General features: G+C 58.4%; 29 protein-coding genes and 2 pseudogenes. 13 read left to right on the forward strand and 18 right to left on the reverse strand.

Translation table 11 applies throughout. From position 1 onward, the window contains the following. Nucleotides 1-22 precede the first annotated feature (22 nt). The gene (locus tag RIN61_RS25450; RefSeq protein WP_112251795.1) at nt 23-970 is read left to right on the forward strand and encodes an AraC family transcriptional regulator; all 948 of its coding nucleotides are present in this window, start codon (nt 23-25) and stop codon (nt 968-970) included. A gap of 45 nt (nt 971-1,015) precedes the next feature. Next, on the forward strand, nt 1,016-1,555 hold the full coding sequence (locus RIN61_RS25455) for a cyclophilin-like fold protein (protein WP_243432259.1): 540 nt from the start codon (nt 1,016-1,018) through the stop codon (nt 1,553-1,555). A 33-nt stretch (nt 1,556-1,588) separates the two neighbouring features. Here RIN61_RS25455 and RIN61_RS25460 read toward each other — a convergent pair whose 3' ends face one another. Continuing rightward, nucleotides 1,589-2,479, reverse strand: a complete 891-nt coding sequence (locus RIN61_RS25460; protein WP_207877819.1) for a LysR family transcriptional regulator — start codon at nt 2,477-2,479, stop codon at nt 1,589-1,591. Between the two features lie 103 nt (nt 2,480-2,582). Between RIN61_RS25460 and RIN61_RS25465 the strand changes: the two genes are divergently transcribed. The 3 genes from RIN61_RS25465 (at nt 2,583) to RIN61_RS25475 (ending at nt 4,338) form a co-directional block, all read left to right on the forward strand. Further along, nucleotides 2,583-3,026, forward strand: a complete 444-nt coding sequence (locus tag RIN61_RS25465) for a (R)-mandelonitrile lyase (protein WP_207877820.1) — start codon at nt 2,583-2,585, stop codon at nt 3,024-3,026. Between the two features lie 171 nt (nt 3,027-3,197). Beyond that, nucleotides 3,198-3,572, forward strand: coding sequence for a (R)-mandelonitrile lyase (locus tag RIN61_RS25470; RefSeq protein WP_243432263.1), 375 nt, complete (start codon nt 3,198-3,200; stop codon nt 3,570-3,572). Next, nucleotides 3,541-4,338, forward strand: a complete 798-nt coding sequence (locus tag RIN61_RS25475) for a carboxymuconolactone decarboxylase family protein (protein ID WP_207877824.1) — start codon at nt 3,541-3,543, stop codon at nt 4,336-4,338. Before RIN61_RS25470 ends, RIN61_RS25475 begins: the two co-directional genes overlap by 32 nt. 226 nt (nt 4,339-4,564) lie before the next feature. On the opposite strand, the gene RIN61_RS25480 is transcribed toward RIN61_RS25475, so the two are convergent. The 4 genes and pseudogenes from RIN61_RS25480 to RIN61_RS25495 all read right to left on the reverse strand — a co-directional run. Further along, nucleotides 4,565-5,572: a nucleotidyltransferase family protein gene (locus RIN61_RS25480; protein WP_313854908.1), complete on the reverse strand. Its 1,008-nt coding sequence runs from the start codon at nt 5,570-5,572 to the stop codon at nt 4,565-4,567. Nucleotides 5,573-5,587: 15 nt separating this feature from the next. Continuing rightward, nucleotides 5,588-5,956, reverse strand: coding sequence for a hypothetical protein (locus RIN61_RS25485; RefSeq protein WP_207877831.1), 369 nt, complete (start codon nt 5,954-5,956; stop codon nt 5,588-5,590). Between the two features lie 91 nt (nt 5,957-6,047). Further along, nucleotides 6,048-6,548, reverse strand: a complete 501-nt coding sequence (locus RIN61_RS25490) for a hypothetical protein (RefSeq protein WP_207877832.1) — start codon at nt 6,546-6,548, stop codon at nt 6,048-6,050. A gap of 101 nt (nt 6,549-6,649) precedes the next feature. Continuing rightward, nucleotides 6,650-6,730, reverse strand: a pseudogene (locus RIN61_RS25495) (protease); the annotation flags it as partial. A 35-nt stretch (nt 6,731-6,765) separates the two neighbouring features. Between RIN61_RS25495 and RIN61_RS26885 the strand changes: the two are divergent. Together RIN61_RS26885 and RIN61_RS25500 are read left to right on the forward strand one after the other, a co-directional pair. After that, nucleotides 6,766-6,834 (forward strand): annotated as a pseudogene (locus RIN61_RS26885) (hypothetical protein); the annotation flags it as partial. Nucleotides 6,835-6,945: 111 nt separating this feature from the next. After that, on the forward strand, nt 6,946-7,299 hold the full coding sequence (locus tag RIN61_RS25500) for a DHCW motif cupin fold protein (RefSeq protein WP_313857693.1): 354 nt from the start codon (nt 6,946-6,948) through the stop codon (nt 7,297-7,299). A gap of 99 nt (nt 7,300-7,398) precedes the next feature. Here RIN61_RS25500 and arfB read toward each other — a convergent pair whose 3' ends face one another. Continuing rightward, a complete protein-coding gene (gene arfB, locus RIN61_RS25505) occupies nt 7,399-7,812 on the reverse strand; it encodes an alternative ribosome rescue aminoacyl-tRNA hydrolase ArfB (RefSeq protein WP_207877834.1) in 414 nt (137 codons plus the stop codon). A 179-nt stretch (nt 7,813-7,991) separates the two neighbouring features. Next, on the reverse strand, nt 7,992-8,414 hold the full coding sequence (locus RIN61_RS25510) for a PA0061/PA0062 family lipoprotein (RefSeq protein WP_112251640.1): 423 nt from the start codon (nt 8,412-8,414) through the stop codon (nt 7,992-7,994). 279 nt (nt 8,415-8,693) lie between these two features. Here RIN61_RS25510 and RIN61_RS25515 point away from each other — a divergent pair, with 279 nt between their 5' ends. Both RIN61_RS25515 and RIN61_RS25520 read left to right on the forward strand, forming a co-directional pair. Further along, nucleotides 8,694-9,014, forward strand: coding sequence for a hypothetical protein (locus RIN61_RS25515; protein ID WP_112251639.1), 321 nt, complete (start codon nt 8,694-8,696; stop codon nt 9,012-9,014). Between the two features lie 66 nt (nt 9,015-9,080). After that, nucleotides 9,081-9,458, forward strand: a complete 378-nt coding sequence (locus RIN61_RS25520; RefSeq protein ID WP_313854912.1) for an NUDIX domain-containing protein — start codon at nt 9,081-9,083, stop codon at nt 9,456-9,458. 38 nt (nt 9,459-9,496) lie between these two features. Here RIN61_RS25520 and RIN61_RS25525 read toward each other — a convergent pair whose 3' ends face one another. After that, nucleotides 9,497-10,450, reverse strand: a complete 954-nt coding sequence (locus RIN61_RS25525) for a GlxA family transcriptional regulator (protein WP_207877836.1) — start codon at nt 10,448-10,450, stop codon at nt 9,497-9,499. Nucleotides 10,451-10,558: 108 nt separating this feature from the next. Here RIN61_RS25525 and RIN61_RS25530 point away from each other — a divergent pair, with 108 nt between their 5' ends. Beyond that, the gene (locus tag RIN61_RS25530) at nt 10,559-11,356 is read left to right on the forward strand and encodes an SDR family NAD(P)-dependent oxidoreductase (RefSeq protein ID WP_112251636.1); all 798 of its coding nucleotides are present in this window, start codon (nt 10,559-10,561) and stop codon (nt 11,354-11,356) included. A gap of 159 nt (nt 11,357-11,515) precedes the next feature. Further along, complete coding sequence (locus RIN61_RS25535; protein ID WP_112251635.1) at nt 11,516-11,932, forward strand: low affinity iron permease family protein; 417 nt, start codon at nt 11,516-11,518, stop codon at nt 11,930-11,932. Here the strand turns inward: RIN61_RS25535 and RIN61_RS25540 are convergent. From RIN61_RS25540 to RIN61_RS25580, 9 genes are all read right to left on the reverse strand, one after another. Further along, nucleotides 11,929-13,002 carry a zinc-binding metallopeptidase family protein gene (locus tag RIN61_RS25540; protein ID WP_215520863.1) on the reverse strand — a complete coding sequence of 358 codons (1,074 nt, stop codon included), beginning with the start codon at nt 13,000-13,002 and terminating at the stop codon, nt 11,929-11,931. The two genes, RIN61_RS25535 and RIN61_RS25540, sit on opposite strands and share 4 nt — an antisense overlap. Nucleotides 13,003-13,145: 143 nt before the next feature. Next, entirely contained in the window at nt 13,146-13,952 is an 807-nt protein-coding gene (locus tag RIN61_RS25545) for a DUF3618 domain-containing protein (protein ID WP_313854916.1), read from the reverse strand. Next, a complete protein-coding gene (locus RIN61_RS25550) occupies nt 13,949-14,380 on the reverse strand; it encodes a phage holin family protein (protein ID WP_370290114.1) in 432 nt (143 codons plus the stop codon). Before RIN61_RS25550 ends, RIN61_RS25545 begins: the two co-directional genes overlap by 4 nt. Then, nucleotides 14,377-14,970 (reverse strand): hypothetical protein, encoded by a 594-nt coding sequence (locus RIN61_RS25555; protein ID WP_112251632.1) that lies wholly within the window; start codon nt 14,968-14,970, stop codon nt 14,377-14,379. The genes RIN61_RS25550 and RIN61_RS25555 overlap by 4 nt, the downstream gene beginning before the upstream one ends. A gap of 222 nt (nt 14,971-15,192) precedes the next feature. Further along, nucleotides 15,193-15,717, reverse strand: coding sequence for a hypothetical protein (locus RIN61_RS25560; RefSeq protein WP_112251631.1), 525 nt, complete (start codon nt 15,715-15,717; stop codon nt 15,193-15,195). A gap of 106 nt (nt 15,718-15,823) precedes the next feature. Continuing rightward, nucleotides 15,824-16,120, reverse strand: coding sequence for a DUF6555 family protein (locus tag RIN61_RS25565; protein ID WP_112251630.1), 297 nt, complete (start codon nt 16,118-16,120; stop codon nt 15,824-15,826). Nucleotides 16,121-16,232: 112 nt separating this feature from the next. Beyond that, on the reverse strand, nt 16,233-16,946 hold the full coding sequence (locus tag RIN61_RS25570) for a DUF72 domain-containing protein (RefSeq protein ID WP_112251629.1): 714 nt from the start codon (nt 16,944-16,946) through the stop codon (nt 16,233-16,235). Continuing rightward, nucleotides 16,947-17,243 carry a hypothetical protein gene (locus RIN61_RS25575; RefSeq protein ID WP_207877840.1) on the reverse strand — a complete coding sequence of 99 codons (297 nt, stop codon included), beginning with the start codon at nt 17,241-17,243 and terminating at the stop codon, nt 16,947-16,949. It abuts the gene before it with no gap. Between the two features lie 18 nt (nt 17,244-17,261). Continuing rightward, nucleotides 17,262-17,480: a hypothetical protein gene (locus RIN61_RS25580; protein WP_112251627.1), complete on the reverse strand. Its 219-nt coding sequence runs from the start codon at nt 17,478-17,480 to the stop codon at nt 17,262-17,264. Between the two features lie 319 nt (nt 17,481-17,799). Between RIN61_RS25580 and RIN61_RS25585 the strand changes: the two genes are divergently transcribed. After that, nucleotides 17,800-19,587 carry a thiamine pyrophosphate-requiring protein gene (locus tag RIN61_RS25585; RefSeq protein WP_112251625.1) on the forward strand — a complete coding sequence of 596 codons (1,788 nt, stop codon included), beginning with the start codon at nt 17,800-17,802 and terminating at the stop codon, nt 19,585-19,587. 76 nt (nt 19,588-19,663) lie between these two features. On the opposite strand, the gene RIN61_RS25590 is transcribed toward RIN61_RS25585, so the two are convergent. Further along, complete coding sequence (locus RIN61_RS25590) at nt 19,664-20,539, reverse strand: LysR family transcriptional regulator (protein ID WP_112251624.1); 876 nt, start codon at nt 20,537-20,539, stop codon at nt 19,664-19,666. A 153-nt stretch (nt 20,540-20,692) separates the two neighbouring features. Here RIN61_RS25590 and RIN61_RS25595 point away from each other — a divergent pair, with 153 nt between their 5' ends. Then, entirely contained in the window at nt 20,693-21,118 is a 426-nt protein-coding gene (locus RIN61_RS25595; protein WP_112251622.1) for a VOC family protein, read from the forward strand. The last annotated feature ends 21 nt before the right edge of the window (nt 21,119-21,139 follow it).

The following is a 21,139-nucleotide window of genomic DNA, read 5'->3' on the forward strand; positions in this document are numbered from 1 at the left end:
CACGCTGATCGGAACGCTCACCATGCCCGCAACCGCACTCCCGCCTTCACGCACGACCCCAATGGCCACACTGTGCAGGGTCATCGGTGCCCACGCGCCCACCGCTGGAGATTTCGCGACGAGCATTGCAGGCCTAAGCGTCTATCGACGCAACGCACCAGCCCCACCGATTACGTGCATTGTCGAACCAAGCATTGTTTTGGTTGCGCAAGGGGCAAAGGAAATGGTTATCGGCGGTGACGTATTCCCATACGACACGACTCGTTTTCTGGTCACCTCGCTAAACATTCCCGCCAACTCGGCGGTGACAATGGCCAGCGAGGAAGCGCCCTGTCTTGGCTTGGTGTTCAAGCTCGATTTGCGCACACTGGCCGAATTGATCGCGCAAGATGGTCGCCCTCCTGTGAGCGGTCAGTCCTTTCACACCAGCGCTGGAGTTGGTGGACTGGGCCAGAAGCTGTTGGAGAGCTTCACCCGCCTGATTGAGCTGTTGGAGGAGCCCGATGCGATCCCGGTACTCTGGCCCTTGATTCAGCGAGAGATCCATTATCGGTTGCTGCTAAGTGACCAAGCCCCTCTCCTGCGCTATATCGCCTCCGTTGGCAGCAAGGGTCATCGAATCGCAAAGGCCATCGACTGGATGAAGCTTAACTACGCCGAGCCTCTGCGGGTGGACGAGCTGGCCTCTCAGGTACAGATGGGCCTCTCGACATTCCATCAGCACTTCCGACAGCTCACCGCAATGAGTCCACTGCAATACCAGAAATGGTTGAGGTTGAACGAGGCAAAACGCTTGATGCTCAACGAACACCTCGATGCAGCGACCGCCGCATTCAAGGTCGGCTACGAAAGTCCATCGCAGTTCAGCCGTGAGTACGGGCGCCAGTTCGGCACGCCTCCAAAACGCGATATCGCGGAGCTGCGTTTAGGTGCGGAAAGGTCAGCTGCCTCCACGCCCAACGCACCCTGATCCAGCCTATAAGACGTCGCCCAACCCAGGATGCTAGGAGATGCAATGAGAAGGAGCACACCCCACAAGCCTTTACCTCTAATAACCGAAAAGGCCGCTCTCTATCGATGGTCTGGTCTGCAGCACCTTGCTTGGGTGGGTGGACTACTGGCACTTGGTTTAGCTCAGACAGTTCCGGCCAGCGCATCTGATTTCCAAACGGCGAAGGCCGGCGAAGCGAAAGCTCAACAGGAGAGACCCTGCATGCAGATGTCAATAGGCGAGCGGCATTACAAAATCAGGTTGGCTGACACTGAGGCAGCTCGTGCCTTCTCCTCGTTGTTACCGCTGACGCTCGAAATGGCCGATCTCAACAGTAACGAAAAGTATGTCGATCTCGCGGTATCACTCCCCAAGGATGCGAGCGTTCCAGGAACGATCAAAGCAGGGGACGTCATGCTGTATGGATCGAAGACCCTGGTGGTCTTCTACAAGACATTCAAAACGCCTTACTCTTACACCCTTATCGGAAACATTGAAAACCCCGACGGCCTGATGCAGATGCTTGGCAGTGACGATATCCGAGTCGAATTTTCCCAACACTGAAAGCCAGCTGGACATCTGACATCACGCAAGCTCCTACTCGCTTCGGAGTGCTTCAAGAACAACCCTGAAAGCAGCGGTTTGCTGCCGGCGCGTGGGGTAGTAAAGATGATAACCAGGGAAGAATTCTGACCAATCAGCCAAGACCTCTTCAAGGGCACCGCTGCCGATATGCTCCTGCGCGTGTACATCGGTCACCTGGGCCAAACCCACCCCTGCCAGACAGGCATCCAGTATCTGCAACGAACTGTTCATGATCAGGGGCCCTTGCACCCGGACACGAAACTCGCTGCCATCATTGGTGAATTCCCAAGGATAAAGGCCGCCGTGCGTAGGCAACCGCAGGTTGATGCACCTGTGGGCCATCAACTCCTCGGGGCGGCGGGGTACTCCATACCGCTTCAAGTAGGCGGGTGAGGCTACGGTAACCATCCGCATGGGCGGCCCAATGGGCACAGCCACCATATCTGCATCGATGATGCCGCCCAAACGTACACCCGCATCGAATCGTTCGGCAACGATGTCAGTCAGGCCGTAATCGGTCATAAGTTCAATCGTGACATCCGGGTAGGACTCGATCACCGGCTGTAGTTTCGGCCATAAAACATGGCGGGCGGCGAACTCATCGGCTGTGATCCGCACCGTCCCTGAGGCGTGTTGTCCGAACTCGGTCAGGCCATTCAGGTGACCATCGATCTGATCCAATAGCGGCGCGATATCTTGAAGTAGTTTCTCCCCAGCCTCCGTTCGCGTGACACTCCTAGTGGTGCGGGTGAGGAGGCGAACACCGAGACGTTCCTCAAGACCCCTTACTGTCTGGCTAACGGCTGAAGGTGACACACCCAATCGTGCCGCTGCCCGGGTGAAATTACTTTCCCTGGCTACGGCCACAAAGACCACCAGATCGCTCAGATTGTCTGATTTCATTGTTAAGCTCAGCTTCAAACCGATTTCTTGATTTTGCTAATACACGAATTAAAGCGCGGTCGCTACAGTTGTCTCAATTACATTTTTGGGAGGCTAAAACAATATGGCGGACAACAACCTTTCCAGCGTGGCCATGCAAGTCCACCGTGCAGGGTCGGCCAATGCGATCCAAGGGCCTGCTGAATGGTTCACGGGGCGAGTACGCATCGACCGCGTCTTCACAGCGCCTGCCCCCGCTAGAGTTGGCGTTGCGGTGGTCAACTTCGAGTCAGGTGCTCGTACCCACTGGCACACTCATCCTCTGGGCCAAGCCTTGCTAGTGACCGATGGGGTGGGCTGGACGCAATGTGAAGATGGCCCGAAGACCGAGATCCGCGCAGGTGATCTGATCTGGTGCAACTGCGGACGCCGGCACTGGCATGGCGCGACCGATACTACGGCTATGCAGCATGTCGCGATCAATGAATACATGGATGGCAAGGCCGTCGATTGGCTGGAGCCAGTGACTGACGTTGTCTACCTGAGTGGCCCGCTGGAAAAAGGCTGAGCTGAGGTCACGTGCTACCCAAGATCTCTGACAATGAGGGTTTCCAACATGAATGCTCACCCCATTACAGCTGCGATATGCCTCTCTACTTTGCTACTCGCATCGAGCGAAGCAGCTGAAAATGCCTCACCCCGCCAACAGGAAATAACCAGAGCGGGTAAACAGGCCTCTATGGTTGGCCCCTCTCAATTCTTCACCGGTGACGTCCGGATTGATCCGGTGTGGCCTGCGGACTCGGGTATTAGCGCCTCGGGAAGCTTCGTGACATTTGAGCCGGGGGCACGTTCTGCATGGCATACCCATCCTGCTGGCCAGCGGCTGGTGGTCACTTCGGGGTTAGGGCTGACTCAACAATGGGGCGGCCTTATCCAGGAGGTTCGTCCTGGGGATGTCGTGTGGTGCCCTCCAGGCATTAAGCATTGGCATGGAGCTGCCCCCACAACGAGCATGACGCACCTTGCTGTTACAGCGACAGCTGAAGGCAAAAATGTCCACTGGTTGGAGAAAGTGACCGATGAACAATACAGCGGGCCGCGTGCTGAGTAAGTGGATCAATGCCGGGATAGCAACCACATTCATGATCGGACTAGGCGCTACGGAGATGGCCTCATCTGATCCAATCGGAACGCGCAATGTCATGAGCCACCCCATTTCATCCCAATCAAATTCCAAGTCGCTGAGCGAGCAACAACAAGCGGTTGTCGTCGTAGCCGCGCTTGCTGCCATTGGTGACTTGCCCCGCTTGAACACTGCTCTGGATCAGGCCTTGGATTTGAAACTAACGGTCAGCGAACTGCGTGAGGTGCTTGTACAACTTTACGCCTATGCCGGCTTCCCCCGATCTCTGAACGCGCTGACGGAGCTGATGCAGGTGCTGGAATCACGCAAACAGCGCGGCATCTTTGACGATCCAGGTCGCGAACCTAGCCGTCCAATACTTCAAGGTGACGCCCTGTTGGCCGCAGGTACCGCTAACCAGACGAAGTTGTCGGGTTCGCCGGTTGAGGGGCCACTGTTCGATTTTGCCCCGATAGCTAACCAATACCTCCGCACTCACCTGTTTGGTGACATATTCGAACGAGATATCTTGGATTGGAAGACGCGTGAGCTGGCCACAGTGGGAATGCTTTCCGCGCTTGCAGGAGTCGAGCCACAGCTTCAGGCACACATGCGAATCAGCATAAATACAGGAGTTACGATTCCGCAGCTACGTCATCTCTGTCAAACCTTGAGTGACAGTGTGGACACTCAGGCCGGTGATCGAGCCGCAAATGCTCTAGAAAAACACGTGGCAAGCACTGCCGAGGGATGATTAGCCGTGGACAGATGATCAACTGTGGCACGCTCTGGGTAATCAAAAGTGCCCTACCGCTGTTTTGCGAGCTCGCCTATGACAATGGGAAATGGCCCAAGAACGTAAGAAACTTTCACACTGATGCCACGACCCTGGCCGCCATGAGCGATGGGGAAGAACTGCCTCACCACGCCCTGCTGGACGCCAGAATAATCGCCGGCATGTTCTCCAGAGCAACGCCTGGCTAGAGCTCGACCAGCTCGCCTTCGATCCCATGCCGAAAATGCGCAGGCATGTTATTGGCGATGTTGAAATCCACCGGTACGCCGATCAGTGCCTGGAGTTCATCTTCAAGGCTGGCTATGTCGAACAGCGAGATTGGGCCCGCTCTACCGGAGGGAATGGTGGCGAGTATGTCGAGGTCGCTACCTTCATGATCATCACCCCTCACGGTCGAGCCGAATAGCTGGGGAGATACGAAGCCATAGGATTCGACCAAGCGCTTTATGGCTCCTTCTTTGCCACGGATCGCATCGCTAGGCTCATCGAATTTACTGGCCTTCGAGCGCGCCTTCAGCTGAATCTCTTCACTCAGCTTCTGCAGATGAAGCTGATGCTCGCGAGCGCCGAGGGTCTGCTCGCGGAGGATCTTTTTGTAGACCTCGGCAATATCGCCGACAGCCTTCTGCTCATAGATCTGGGCCACGGATCCCGCAAAGAAATCAGCGACCTGAATCAGGACATCATCCTTGCTGGATTTCGTCTGGAACGCGTGATCGTCCCCGAAGAGATCACCGACGTAGCGATCCTCGACGTAGGCCTTCAGGCTCTCCTGGAACTCAACTCCGCCATGCTCATCCACGGTCATCTGCAGATTGCGGCAGTTCCTGAAGAGCCGGCCATAGAGCAATCCGTTGATATGCTTTACGAACGAGGTCTTGAATTGCAGCCCCCCATCCTTGTAGATGCGCTCCTTGTCCACGACGACGAAATAGAGCTTCATCGGAAGCTCTGCCAGGTCGGTTAAAATGCGAATACGGCGCTCAGCATCCTTCGCACGCACCTTACTAGACTTGATTTCACCTGTCTGGAAGTGCTGCCGACGAAGCTCCTCGGCACGCTGGTAAGCGTCCTGCAGGTCTTTCTCAGCCACAAGGATGGAGCAAACCACGAAGAAGCCAGAGCTCCCAACCTTGGATGTGTCTAAGTCAGAATTTCCCGACTCATCAACATAGGCATATGTTTTGTCCAATCAGGTGCCTCCTCATCAATAGGTGGCTGTGCTGCTACCTGGTGCGGGGCCTTCACTGAAGGTGTAATTGATGACCACATCATCACGGATCAGGACATCTAGGGTCTTCTGCGTGCCAGTGGTGGTCACCTTCATGGTCACCACATAGCTCTGAGCATGGGCAGAGGCATTCGTATACGTGTACACCCATTTCTCATCGGTCTCGCTCACGGCACTTTTCGCGTAAGGCTCTCCAAAAAGCGCCTTTAGCTCAGTCGTCGTGGTCTTTCCTTTGGTGATGCTCGCCACACTTGCTGATGGGAAGTCGCGCCCAGCGGTGTAGTGGGACGTGGCGCATGCACCGAGCAAGAAGCACATCCCAATGACAGCAATGAACCTGTTCATAGTCTTCCTTGAATAATCTAAAGCCCGAGCTTATCTCGCTACAAGGCTAAATGCCATCACCCCAATTCCGTGTTGGACTGATCAAGGTTTATCACTCCTCGCTCTGCGAGGAGTCCTCAAAAAGGTGATCGATGTCAGAACCCGTAAAGCTCCAGTAGTAAGCTACCTTCCTAGCCTTTTCAGCTGCAGCGCCCACTGTCGCCTGGCTGCCCGGGAAGAGCTCTTGATAGAACGCTATTGCCCGAGCGATTACATGGACGCAGGTTTGCAGAGGAGCTACACCAAGCATCCGATGCGCCGCGAGAGTGTTCGCCTGCTCCATTTGCAACGAGCTGATGTAGGAGCAGTGTGCGTAATCGCAAAAATGCGAGTAGACATTCCGGAAGTATTTCTCATTGAAGCCTGCCCTGGCCGCTTCCTCCGCCCATGACCAGCCGATCCTCCAGTCCCCCTTAAGCAGCCGTCTAACCTGATCGGGTTTGTAGGCAGCCAAGAACGGCGAATCCTTGATCTCGGCCAACTGCTCAGCAAGCTGCAACCGAGTTGCAGCAAGCACTACCCTCGCCTCTTCGGTCGTCGGATGGAGCTTCATTCGGTCAACAAGCCCGCGGTGAATACTCGATGATCAAGGCAGGCATCGACAACGCGTGGCTAGATCCGGACAAGGTCATCCTGGAGTCACTGATGTCGTTCAAGCGGCTTACCAGCCGCGTCATGGCTCTTCACCAGCTTTTGCGCGCCGGGAATCAGGCGGATGGTGTCGGAATTCTGCACGTCGAGATTGGTAGTGTGGCACGCTGCAGGTTGATATGAATCTCCCAGAACGCTTTGGCATTGAGTATGTTGATGAAGGCGGTCAACGTAAACGTCCAGTGATGCTGCACCGCGCGCTATTCGGATCGCTTGAGCGCTTTACAGGCATATTGCTAGAGCATCACTATGGAAAACTTCCTGCGTGGCTATCACCAGTCCAGGTCGTTGTTTGCTCTATCTCGCAACAACATGCCGACTACGCCAGGGATGTAGCCAATTTTTTTAGTACAACCGACTGGTCGACAGTTGAAACTATTGCTCATCCCGGAGAGGCCGGCACCGCGTACTGGCGGACTTGTCATTTCGGGGGTATACGGGTTCGCATGGTTGAGTACACGCCTGGCTACCTGGCCGATCACTGGTGCCACAAGGGCCATATTCTGCTCTGCATGGAAGGCGAATTGGATACAGAGCTGGATGACGGCCGCACCTTCACGCTGCGGCCTGGCATGAGCTATCAAGTAGCCGACAACGCGGAGGCACACAGGTCTTCTACCCTCGTCGGTGCCAAACTCTTTATCGTGGACTGATCCAGAAAAGCCAGGGCTTCATCTTTGCGGGGATGGCGGCCACCCTCTGCCCACTGGCGGGTTCGGCGCGGTACAAGCCTGATCAATGAAGCGGAGAGCCTAGAACTCCACCTTGCCCCGACCCGCCTTGACAGTGCTGCGCCTGGCTTTTCCTTCGAGGCGGCGGGTCTTCGAGCCTAGGGTCGGCTTGGTGGGGCGGCGTTTCTTCTCGGTCTTGCCGGCATTGATGATCAACTCGGCAAGACGCGCCAGTGCGTCAGCGCGGTTCTGCTCCTGGGTGCGGTATTGTTGTGCCTTGATGATCAACACGCCGTCGCCGGTGATGCGACTGTCACGCAGCGCCAGCAGCCGCTCTTTGTAAAACTCGGGCAGCGACGAGGCGGGAATGTCGAAGCGCAGGTGCACGGCGCTGGACACCTTGTTGACATTCTGCCCACCTGCGCCTTGCGCGCGGATGTATGTCAGTTCGATGTCGGCGTCTGGCAGATGGACGTTATCAGAGATGGTCAGCATGGCATGGCCCTTGTGATTCCCCTCCATTATCACAGCCTTCGCCGCTCGCCACAGAACAAAATACGGTTGAACTCAACCACTCTGAGCGAGGCACCCTACTCCGCCATTGCCGGTAGCCTCGATATCTGCCACATATAGCGCTGCTCCCATTTGCAATGACACAGGCGACGGCAGCGCCATCACATCAGGCAATAAAATTCCTTAACCTGCGCCACAATCTCTCCCTTCGCATCATAGAGCCGCGCCTCCGGCGTCATCGCCATGGAACGAGCCTCGAGCAAGTAGCGCTGACCAGCCTTGAAATGCTCATAGTCAATGGTCAGGTAGCATTGCCTTACCGTAGTGCCCCCCATCAGGCTGATGCCACCTCCCCCATTTACTTCGTAGTCGAACCTGACGACCAATTCATGGCTGCCGGGGCTGACCTCGAAGAAGCGGCCGTCGCGCAGGCGTTGTTTATCCAGGCGCTCGGCCAACAGCACGCGGTCATTCGGGAATGGCATGGAGAGATCGACCCAAGCCATTTGTGGGTTTGCAGCAGGCATTGGCGCCTGACAACCGGCAAATGCAGCGATCGCGAACAACAGTGTCATCTGGCGCATGGGTAGTTCCCGAAAGGCTCCTGGCCTCACTATTCAGGATAACCCCGACAATCGAGTATCACGAGCGGTTCGAGATTGAAGGTTGTCGGTAATGGGAGCAGTACCATTCAGCACTGTGCGCTTCCCGTCAGGCACATCCTGCCTGGACACCAATATTTCGTACCCTCGAAATTAATGCGTTTAGTCAGCTTTCCAGATATTTCGTGCATATCGCGTGAACAGGCCTTGGTCATAACACTACACACAGACCTTTCTGTGTCTGACCTGAGGTAAGCGATCATGGCTAACAATCAAGACAAGGGTGGCAACCAAGGTAATGCTGATAGCGGCATGGGTAACAACACTGCCGGAGCTGGCCAGCAAGGCGGCCAAGGTTCGGGCGGTCGGGTGCCCGGTCAGCAGCAAGGTGGCAGCCAGTCCGGCCAGAAACCTGAGGACAAGATGAACAAGGACTGGGAACGTTCCCGTGACACAGGCAGCCAAGGCAGCCAGGGCGGCCAACGTACGACTGAAAAGCAGAACCAGAACCTGACAGACAAAGACCGCATGGGCGGCCAGCAAAACCAGGCAGATGACAAGCAGTGGGATAAAGATCGCTGATCATCGGCAGCGGGCATCAGGGTGAGTTCTACCCTGATGCCACCTCTATCGTACAGCAGGCTTATCATGAACAACTCCAGAGAACGGCATGCGACTGTCATTTGCCTACAGGCAGGACGCATCCTTTTCGTGCGCAAGCAAAGCGCTGAATGGTCGCTGCCAGGCGGAAAAATCGACCCAGGCGAGCATCACCTGGATGCAGCGCAGCGCGAGCTGATGGCGGAAACTTGCCTGCCCTTCGAAGGTGCTCGATTCCTCAATCACTACGTGCTCGCAGGTGAGGAGCACTACCTCTATCAGCTGCCTGTCGAAACCGGGACAGAACCTGCTGCAGACCATGAGATCGTGGAATGCCGCTGGTTTACGGCTCCTGAACTACACGAAGTGCATGTAAAGCCGTCCAACATCGAGCTGCTTGAACGAGAGCACCTGCTCCCCGTGTAGTGAATTGCCGACAAACAGCACACATGAGTCGGCCATTGTCATTCAGCCGATACCACCCGCCGGGCATCTCTTCGCACCGCTTGAGGCGGAACGCCAAAACCACGAATGAACACCTCCCGCATATGCCGACGGTCCCTGAACCCGGCTTCCTTCGCCACCACATCCAGGCTGTGACGGCTCTGCTCGATCATCAAGCGGGCCGCCTCGAGACGCAGGCTCTCCACAGCCTTGGCGGGCGACTGACCTGTCTCTGAAGTGAATACGCGGGTAAATTGTCGTGGGCTCAGATGCACGGACTCTGCAAGTTCCTCGACACTCAAGGGACGGCTCAAATGCTTGCGTGCATAATCCAGGGCGCTCTGAATACGATCAGACTTCGGCGAAAGCGCCAGCAGCTCGGAATGCTGCGATTGCCCGCCGGAGCGGCGCTGATGCATCACCAGCTTTCGTGCCACTGACCTGGCCATCTCGGTGCCCAGGTCTCTTTCAACCATACCCAGCGCCATGTCCAGGGCAGCGGTCATGCCGGCGGACGTCCAGATCTGCCCATCGACAATGAAGATTCGGTCTTCTTCCACTTCGATCTTCGGGTGCAGCTCACGCAGCTTTTTCGCGTAGGCCCAGTGCGTCGTAGCCCGCCGGTTATCCAGCACGCCGGCCTGGGCTAGCACGAAACAACCGGTACACAGGCCTGCGATGCGGCGGGCGCCGTCGACAAAGCCTCGAACGCTGGCCAGCACTTCATCGCCAGGCGGAGTCAGCGGGGTCAAGGTGCCGGTGATCATCCAGGTGTCAGCCAGACCAGGAGCACCCAACGGCAGGGTGTCCATGTACATGCCCAGGGAGGAACGCACCGTGCCGCCTCCGACGGAAAAGTTCTGGATCTTGTAAACCGTTTCGCCAGCGACAATGTTCGCGAACTCGAACACGGCCTGCGTTGCCAGCGACATGATCTGGAAACCTTCGGTTATGAGATAGCCGACCCGGTGCATGGTTGAAGCTCCACCATTGGATGTCCTGAAAACGTACCATATGTGTCGTTTAAGACAAGCACGACCTTCTGCATCATGGGCTCCACAACCAAACCACGGAGCTTGACCATGAAGCAGCAATTCAAAGGCACTGCCCTCATCACTGGCGCCTCCACCGGCATCGGTTCGATCTACGCAGAACGCTTGGCACGTCGGGGTTACGACCTGGTGCTGGTCGCCCGCAACCGGGACCGCCTCAACACCCTGGCCAGCCGGCTGACCACCGAAACCCGGCAGAACGTGGAGGTGTTTCCAGCAGACCTGGCAAACACTGATGATCTGCTCAAGGTAGAGCGCAAATTGCGCGAAGACGCCAGCATCAGCCTGCTGGTGAACAACGCGGGCATAGGCACTCACACCAGCCTGCTGGAAAGTGATGTCGAGCGCATGGCTGAAATGATCACTCTCAACATAACCGCCCTCACCCGCCTTACCTACGCGGCCATCCCGGGATTTGTCGCGCGCAAGCAAGGTGCCCTGATCAACATCTCGTCCATCGTCAGCCTGGCGCCGGAGTTGCTCAACGGTGTGTACGGTGGCAGCAAGGCCTATGTCACCGCCTTTACCCAGTCCCTGCACAAGGAGCTTGCGGAAAAAGGCATCAGGATCCAGGCCGTGCTGCCAGGGGCGACCGCCACCGACTTCTGGCAGATTGGCGGCTTGCCGGTCGAAAACCTCGATCCAGGGATCGTGATGTCGGCCCAGGATCTGGTGGACGGTGCCCTGCAGGACTTTGACGACGAGGTGCTGATCTCCATCCCTTCGATGCATGACCTGCAGTCCTTCGAACGCTACGAGGCCAGCCGCCAAGCCCTGTTCGGCCAGCTGTCCAGTAATCAGCTGGCCCCGCGTTACAATGCCAATTGATCACGATTGCTGACGCCAGCGCCGGGTGAAGCTGTCGGCCTTTCAACCAGGGCGACAGCTATCCGATTATCAGCGTGTGCCCCGTCGACCAAACGAAAATGTAAAAAGATTTCAGCACTCCCCTGTGGTCAGAATCCTAGACACAGTGGAGATAACACCATGAAATTCGCGCTTTTCTGTCAATGGCTCGCCAAGCACGCCGGTAAACCAAGTACCTTCCTGATCGCCGTGGTGCTTATCAGCATGTGGGCTGCCTCCGGGCCCTGGTTTCACTACAACGATACCTGGCAACTGATCGTCAACACGTCGACGACCATCATCACTTTCCTGATGGTTTTTCTGATTCAGAACACCCAGAACCGGGACAACGACATCATCCATGTGAAGCTCGACGAACTGATCCGCGCTACAAAATCAGCGGAGCAATCGGTACTAGGCCTCGAATCACTCGACAACCGGGAGATCCATCAACTTCGCAAAGAGTATCAGGCGATGGGCAGACACTGCGAAACGCCTCCACAGCCCCCTCGCGAGCGACAGGCAGACGATGCCGCTCGGGACAATCTGCAGCGCTAGCGGCCTATAAGGTCGTTTTCATCCTGGGAGCTCACCAGGAATTCGGCCAAGGTTTCCGCACAGGCTGAAATGCCATCCAGGAGTACCATCTCAAAGCCATGAGTGTTCTCTGTCGGGATCGCAATGCAACCTGCCCGGGCATCGATCCCGGCGCTCAATACCGCACTCGCATCCGACGCAAAGTCGACGAGCAAAGCCGCCTGCGGCTTGTACCCTGCCCTGCGGCCAGCGGCGATCAGGCCTTGTACCACGGTGCGGCTGTAGTAGCCCTTCTGGTCACCGGTATTGATGATCGGGTCGGCCGACAGCTGCGTACCATACTCTTCGAGCACCGGGCCGACCTCGACGGCAATAGTGGTGTCGCCGGGCAACCGGGACGCGGCGTACATGGCACCGGCATTGGATTCTTCCTCCAGTGTGGTGAGCACGAACCACACATCCTGCTTCAGCGCCGCTCGCCTCTCACCCAGCAGCTTCGCACAGAGGATGACAGCGCTGATGGGAGCACGGTCATCGAGAAAATGAGCGGCAACACAGTCCTGCACTTTGAATGGCCGACGCCAGTGCTGGCTGAGCACGACCCGCGTACCTGGTCGAACCCCCAATGCCTGCAGTTCCTGCTTGGTCTTGCGTGTGACTACATGCACATCCTTCCACTGGACGTTTCCGGTCAGCACGTCTCTTCCGTTGGCAGTCCGACTGCTACTGTGCATCGAGCCATACGACAGCACGCCAGGCAGGATCTGCTCATCGCCCAGGATGTCGACAGGGCAGACACCAAAGCTGATCGGTTGCGCTCCCCCGAGGGCAAGCACCTCCAGTGTGCCGTTGTCGTGGACATTCTTGACGATCATCGCGATCTCATCGAGGTGGGCCATTACACGTATGGCTGCCTGCGGATTGCATGCAAGCCCGGCGCGAATGACCCCTACCACGTTGCCGGCAGAATCGATGTGCGTGTCATCACAGAAGTTGGCGAGCTCTCGCAGGCAAATGGTGCGCACCTCATCCTCTTGCCCACCTGGCCCGCGGGCATTGAGGAGTTCGGTCAACAACGCGTCGATCTTCAAGGCAGAACCTCCCTGTTTAAAGTTGCAAGCGGTTGACCGGCCCACTTGGCACGCGTTCATTATCAAGTGGGCTGGAGGAGCTCGCGGATAGCCGCCAGCCCGCTGCCCAGGCAGAACAGGCTGGCAACGCACATCCCGCAGGATCAGGAATTGAAGCCCAACCCTGAGGAAAGATCGGAGTCTCCAGGCCTGCGCTCTGCCTGGGTCGACGCCTTGCCACCCGCCTGATCGAACGACTCTTCGACCGACGCCTTCACCTCGCGGCCCTTGGCCTTGAGCGTGCCGGTCAAACGATCACTGCTGGCGCCCATCAGCTGGTCTTCCTTGCGGGTACCGGGTAGCGCCGCTCCCAATGCCGCACCCAGTGCTATTCCCAAAGCAGCCAATACCAGAGGTTGCTCCTGAAGCAGGTGATCGAACTGGCCCTTCAATGCCGCGGCCTGATCGGTAGCCTTGTGTGCCGAATGGCGCAGGGTGTCCGCGGAAGCCCCCATGGAGTCGCGCGCGCCGCTGCCAAGTTCGCTGGCCCGATCGCGCATGTCATGGGCTTTCATGCGCACCTTCTGGCTGGCGTCATGCACTGCCTCCCCCGCCTGCGTGAAAGCGCCTTTCACCGTGTCCACCGCGTCGCCGAGCTTTTCGCCCAACCCCGGCCCATGGTGCGCAGGCCCTGGGTTGAAGGGGCGGTTCTGGTTCAGGCCCAGCCATGCCAGGCCCAGTACCGTCAGGGTAGCGGGTACAGGGTTGTTCCTGAGGGTGGTGCCCAGGTTCTGGAAGAACTCGCCGCCATTGCCCTTGGCGTAGGCCAGGACCCGGTCGACCATCTGGCCCGGGCTCAGGCGCTGTTCGAGGGCGTCCACCAGATCACTGATGTGCTCGCGCTTGGCGTTGATTTCCTGCTCGAGCAAGTCAGGGTCTTTATGCGCTTCATGTTCGAAGGAAGTGGTCATGGCAGTTTCCTCTTCAGCGTGTCCTTGTCCTGCTGCATGGCATGCAAGGTGCGGTCAGGGGCAAGATGCGTGGGTTCGAACTGTTTCTTGCCCGACTGCAACATGATGAACCCGATCACCAAGGTGACCGCGCCCACGATCAAGGCTGCCAGCCACGGCTCGACCACCATCGCCAGGGCGTAGACGGCCGCCAGCAGCAGAATGACGAAGCCTGCCAGCATCACGATCGCTCCCGCCGCAACCGCAGCCGTGCCGGCCTTGAGGGTGGCGAGGTTCTGCTGCAGCTCTGCCTTGGCCAGCGCCAGCTCTTTGGTGAACAGGTCCGGTACTTCACGCATCAGCTGGCGCAACAAACCGCCAACACCGACGGCGTCGTCTTCCGTTGCATGCAGGCTCTGGCTGGAATGCAAAGTGTCTTTGCTCATCATTCACCTCCTTTGAGGGGGTCGCGCTCGAACGGGCTGCCGCTGACCGGTGTGCCTGCACCAGGCCCGATCGGGTCGACGGGGGTGTAAGGTTCGCGGGGGGATACGTCGCTACCACGATCAGGTACTGGCTGCGCCGGGTGGGGCTGGCTCCAATCACCAGAAGACGCAGACGCAGGGGGGGTGGATTCATGGCTGGTGCTGGCTCGCATGAACCGCGACACAGCAAACCCGATGGCGACGCTGCCGGCCAGAAATAGCGCCGGGTTGTTCTTGGCCAACTGTGCACCGCGCTGCAGCAGGCTCTCGGCGCTTTGATGGCGTACCTGCTCGGCAAACTCGCCCACGCACTCTGCTGCCTGGGTCAGGTACTGCGACAGCCCGAGACTATCGTTGCCTTGCAGCGCAGCAGCCGCCGAGCGCGCACCCTCCTCGAGCGAATCAAGTTGATCGGCTGCGTTATCGCGATAGTGCTCGAACTGCTCACTGCCTTTGTGCCTGGCCTCGCCAAGCAGCGCACCGGCGTCATCGATAAAGGCTTTTTCCTGGGTGCTACCGGGTGGAGAGGTCGAGCTTTGATCGGTCTTGTCCATCGTTTCGCCCTCGAAGCTGATTGTTGGATGAATGCCGTCTTTATTGGGCATTCATTCGAGGGACGCAGGTGAGGCGGCAGGAGTTCAGCGTTTGTGATCTATGACATTTGCCTGGAGGCCCAAAGGAAACAGCGCGATCAACCCGGGGTATTGGTACCCGAGCAAAGGCTTTGAGGGTGGTGGTAATCAGGGTCGGCAACGATTGGGGTGCGATTGCGCGGTTCACGCCAGCTGGATGAAGACCGCGTAGATGCCGAGAATCATCCAGAAGGCCAGGAATATCCACGGCGTACGCAGCGAGAACAACAGCGACTTGCGGTGCCCGGCCAGTGAAGTTTCCGCCTCGCTGAACAGTGGCGATTCGTCATATGCCAGCCCCATCAGTGGCTCGCTGCGCAAAAGGTGGCTCTGTTTCAATTGCCAGTGCTCGATGATCTTGTAGGCCGCGCGAATGCCCGGCCAGGCATTGAGTGAACTCAAAACACCCAGCAAGGCGAGAAACGGCGGAACTACCAGCGTAAACATCTCGCCCCAGCTCTGGTTGAGGTTGCCCATCGACGATACGAAGGCGATCACCAGAAACGACTGGGCAGCGAGATAGGCGTCAGTGCGGTTGGCAAGGATGCTGGTCTCGTACTGGATTTCACGGCGGTAGAAATCAAGGCGCTCTTTTGGCGAGCCGAACATGCGGGCGTTGCGCTCGCTGATCTCGTGTTCAGGGGTGGCTGGAGTGATGATTCGCGGCACGTGCTGGCTCCTGAAAGCAAGGATGATCGTGTCTCGAAACGTGAGAGGCGAACCCATGAGCAAAGGCCTGCCTACAAATTGCAGGCAGGCCTTCTGCGCAAATGCTTCAGGTATTGCCCGTACCGCTATTCGAGAACTTCTTTACATCAATGGGCGGAGCGACGAACTCGGGCCCTTCGCCTGATGCCCGCCAACGCACATTGTTGATGCCGTAGCGCTCAGCCATCGGCCGGCTGACCTTCTTGATCTTGTGCTGGCCGAACCGTGGAATGATGCCCACCCCCGCATCGCAACTTGCCCAGTGCCAGGCTTCGGCGTTGTCCATACGCTCGAGCCGGATGATGAAGGTGCGAAATTCCCCATGAAGCTCATATTCGATCACATACAACTGCTGCCCAGCCATTGGACTCTCCTTCAGCGATTCAGACCAATGGAGCCAGCGACCTGTAAAAAGATTCATTTATTTTGACCGGTTGGTCATCGCCCTTTTCCATCGCCTTGTATCCACGACTTTCTCAGCGCAAAAGCTGCTGCAGAGCCAGTGCGTTGGCCATCGCCGCTCCGGAGGCGGTGTTATCGAAAATGCACCAGGTGGGTACTCCAGCGGCACGGCTGGCCTGCAAGCGTTCAGCCAGACGCTGCAAATACTCGTTGGAGTACTCGCTGTGGTAGATCCTCGGCTCGCCATGCAGGCGCCAGTAGACCTGCCCTGGCCAACCTCCCGGTTGCGCATCGATAACGAAGCGCGAAGGGCTCGCCGCAACCTGGGCGATGCGCAAATCGACCAGCATCTGCTGCGCCGCTTGCCAGCTGGCGTGCCTGGGCTCCAGCGCCACCGGCCCGGCATACCGTCGGCGCAGGCTTTCGAAGAAACGTCGCGCATGCTCGGTGTCATGGCCAAGCGATGGCGGCAACTGTATCAACAGGCAACCCAGGCGATCGCCCAACTGCCCGCATTGTGCAAGGAACATATCCAGTGCGTATTCGCAGCCGGCGAGACGCTGCTCATGGCTGATGGCCTTGGGCAGCTTCACCGCAAAACGGAAATCCTCAGGTACGGACGCAGCCCAACGGGCATAGGTTTCGGGGCGATGGGGGCGGTAGAACGAACTGTTGATTTCCACCGTGTTGAAGCGGGTGGCGTAGCGTTGCAGGTGGCTGCCGGGCTGCGCAAATGCCTCGGCATGACGGCTGGACAGGCTCCAGCCAGCGCAACCCAGATAGATCATTCAGCTACCGGCCGCTTCGCCACGGAACGCTTCGCCCTCACCCGCGACGCGCCTGGCATATCCCACGCCCCACAGCAGCGCCCGCCTCATGGTTTCCCCCGCACACTGGTGGTAGATCTGTTCGCACAGCACCGTACCGTCGGTGCGATAGACACCGATGAACAACTGGGTGCCGCCAGTGCGTGACAAGCGCGTCTGCACTTCCAGGCAGGTACCGGAGCCGAGCGTTTCCTCATGGGTTTGATGGTGCAGGATCGGGTCGCACCATTGTCTATAGGTTTCACCTCTTCTTTTCATCTGCCAGCCCTCTCCTTTTCATGGCTGCTGATAATGCCCTGGCGATGTGTTTGGCTCATGATCGTGCTGCAGACGCTGCACCTGCACGTCAGTAAACGATGACGCTTCGTTGCGGTGCAGGCCTTGCAGGTAATCACGCGCCGCATCGCGGCTCAGGTCCTCCTGGTCGCTGCGCAGCTCGCAGGTGCCGGGTTGGTTGTCGAGGATATAGCTGATCAGGTACAGGTACTTGGACATCGCTGTAACTCCTGCTGGCTGAGTGAAATCGGGCGACTCAGCTTGATTGATCCTGGCTTGAGTGCAGCCGTTCAGCACCGACGACGACCGGCGCTGCAGCACATACCTGTGGGAGCGGGCGTGCCCGCGAACACCGGCACAGCCGGTGCCATCCACCGCGCTGCCTGTTTCGCGGGCATGCCCGCTCCCACAGGGCCCTCGTCAGCCGAAGGAATGTGTTCGGCAAGGTTCCAGTCGGTAGACCAGTGCGCACACACTTGAAACTTTCCCGAACCGCGCCAAGTCCAGACCCCTATCGGTCACAGGACGGGAGAAGGCAATGACCAGCACGGTAGGCGACTTTCTGGTGGAGCGTTTGTATCAATGGGGTGTGCGGCGCATCTTCGGCTACCCCGGCGACGGCATCAACGGGGTATTCGGGGCGTTGAGCCGGGCCGAGGGCAAGATCCAGTTCATCCAGGCACGCCACGAGGAAATGGCGGCCTTCATGGCCAGCGCCCATGCCAAGTTCACCGGCGAATTGGGTGTGTGCATTGCCACCTCCGGCCCCGGCGCTTCGCATCTGCTTACCGGCCTGTATGACGCGCGCATGGATCACCAGCCGGTGCTGGCCATCGTCGGCCAGCAGGCGCGAGCAGCGCTCGGCGGGCATTACCAGCAGGAGCTGGACCTGCTGTCGATGTTCAAGGACGTTGCAGGTGCCTTCGTCCAGCAGGCCTCGACCCCGGAACAGGTGCGCCACTTGCTCGATCGCGCAGTACGTACCGCCGTCGGCGAACGCCGGGTCACCGCCATCATCCTGCCCAACGACCTGCAGGACCTGCCCTACCACGAACCACCGAAAGCCCACGGCACGGTGCATTCCGGCATCGGCTACAGCAGGCCCCGCGTGGTGCCTTTCGAGCAGGACCTGCAACGTGCCGCGGATGTACTCAACGCTGGACGAAAAGTGGCGATACTGGTCGGTGCCGGCGCACTGCAAGCCACCGAACAGGTGATCGCGGTAGCTGAAACGCTTGGTGCTGGCGTGGCCAAGGCGCTGCTGGGCAAGGCCGTAGTGCCAGACGACCTGCCCTGGGTCACCGGCGCCATCGGGCTTCTAGGTACCGAACCGAGTTATCGGTTGATGAGCGAATGCGACACCTTGCTGATGATCGGCTCCGGCTTCCCCTACGCCGAGTTCCTGCCTGGGGAAGGCCAGGCCCGTGGCGTGCAGATCGATTTGCAGCCAGACATGCTCAGCTTGCGCTACCCCATGGAGGTCAACCTGGTCGGCGACGCCAGCGAAACGCTGCGGGCACTGCTGCCATTGCTCGAACACAAGACCGAGCGCCGTTGGCGCGACAAGGTCGAAGGCTGGCGCGCAGACTGGGACAAGACCCTGGAGAAACGCGCCCTGGTCAAGGCCGACCCGATCAACCCCCAGCGCGTGGTGCACGAACTCTCCCCTCGCCTGCCCGACCACGCCATCGTCACCAGTGACTCCGGATCCTGCGCCAACTGGTTTGCCCGCGACCTGCAGATACGCCGGGGCATGCAGTGCTCATTGTCCGGCGGCTTGGCCAGCATGGGCGCGGCGGTACCCTATGCCATCGCCGCCAAGTTCGCCCATCCGCAGCGCAGCGTGGTGGCCTTGGTGGGTGACGGGGCGATGCAGATGAACAACCTTGCCGAGCTGATCACCGTCGCCAAGTACTGGCGCCTGTGGGAAAACCCTCAGTGGATCTGCGCGGTGTTCAACAACGAAGACCTCAACCAGGTGACCTGGGAACAACGGGTAATGGAGGGCGACCCCAAGTTCGAGGCTTCACAGGCGATCCCTGATGTGCCCTATCATCTGTTCGCAATCTCCATCGGCTTGCAAGGCATCTACGTGGAGCGCGAAGAAGACATTGCCGGCGCCTGGGAGCGAGCCCTGGCGGCTGACCGGCCGGTGTTGATCGAATTCAAGACCGATCCGGACGTACCGCCCTTGCCACCGCACATCAAGCTGGAGCAGGCGAAGAAGTTCGCCAGCAGCCTGCTCAAGGGCGACCCGGACCAGGCTGGGGTCATCGTGCAGACGGCCAGGCAAGTTCTCGGTTCGGTATTGCCGGGCAAGAAATGAGGCGTGCACGGCACTGGCAGCAACCAGCCCCGTCGCTGGCCTGCCAAACCTGAACCGGGTGCGCCGGTTCAGGTTGTCAGTCGCATTGAACAGCCGCCTCGACAATCAGCTGGACCAAGAGCGTAACCTGCACGCTCAAGGCAACGTTTGCAGGGTGAACCAGGCCAATGTCGCGGTGAAACGTGTGGCCGCCAAGATCATAGGCGCGCACGGAGGCAGGCCAGGCGTCTCGGCTGACTGTTTGTGGCACCAACGCTACCCCCACACCCTTCCCGACAAGTTCGGTGATGGCATCCAGTTCGTCCAGTTCGCACACGTCTCTGGTATTGAAATGAAATTGTCGAAGGAAGCGGTCGACCTGGCGCCCACCAAATGACGAGCGATCGTAGCGAATGAAGGGTTGGGTCGAAAGCATTTCGCTCCACTCGGCATCCGCGAGCCCGGCTGGAACGATCAGCCTGTAAGGCTCGCTTGCCAACGTTGTCCAGTGAAGATCGCTTTGCAATTCGAACGGCGGCCTGATGATCACGGCGATGTCGATTTCCCGGGCATCTACCGCACTCAGCAGCTCCAGCGACAGGCCAGGAATGATACGCGTACGACATTCAGGCCGGGCGCCATGAAACTGCGCCAGTGCTTGTGGCAGCAGTGACCTCTGTACCGACGCGATAGCGCCGACCTCTACCTGCACGGTAGGCGCCACACCCTGAGCACTGGAACCCAGGCTGTTGTAGAGCCTGACGAGTTCCTGGGCCTGCTCCAGAATCTGCTGCCCGCGCCTGTTCAGCTGGGCGTTGCGGCCTTTGCGTTCAAAGATCTCATACCCCAGTTCGGCTTCCAGCCTCTGCATCTGTGCGCTTACGGCCGCCTGGGTCAGGTTCACCTTGAGCCCGGCCGCAGCGAACGTGCCCTCCCGGGCCACGGCAATCAGGGTCTTGAGCTCGCGGATCATTCACAATTTTCCTTTGTGTTTTTAAGAAAAATATATTGATTTTTTTATTGTTTTGCCACTCCTAGAATCGACAAAAACGAGAAACAAGCCACCCACCACAATGATGACCTGTTGCTTCACAGGTCGTTACCCATAGCCCTCAAGGAGTTTCTGATGAGCCTGCCCCCCTTCCATCTCGCCATTCCGGTTTACGATATTCCCGCGGCTCGCAAGTTCTACGGCGAGGTGTTCAACCTTGAAGAAGGACGTTCCGCAGCCCAATGGGTCGACTTCAATTTCTATGGCCATCAACTGGTCATCCACGAACATCCCAAGATGCCCTACCAGGAACATGCGCTGAGCAACCCGGTAGACGGCCACAATGTGCCAGCCCCTCACTTTGGCGTGATCTTGCAGTGGGACGAGTGGGAAGCGCTTGCCAACCGCCTGACCGACCTGGGTACCGAATTCGTCATCGAGCCCTACGTCCGCTTCAAAGGCCAGGTGGGCGAGCAAGCCACCATGTTCCTCTTCGACCCGTGTGGTAACGCGCTGGAGTTCAAAGCCTTCAAGGACATGGGGCAGATCTTCGCCAAATAGCGTTGTTTGCCCGCGTGCCCC

The organism is Pseudomonas inefficax (assembly GCF_032164165.1).
Classification (GTDB): Bacteria; Pseudomonadota; Gammaproteobacteria; order Pseudomonadales; family Pseudomonadaceae; genus Aquipseudomonas; species Aquipseudomonas inefficax.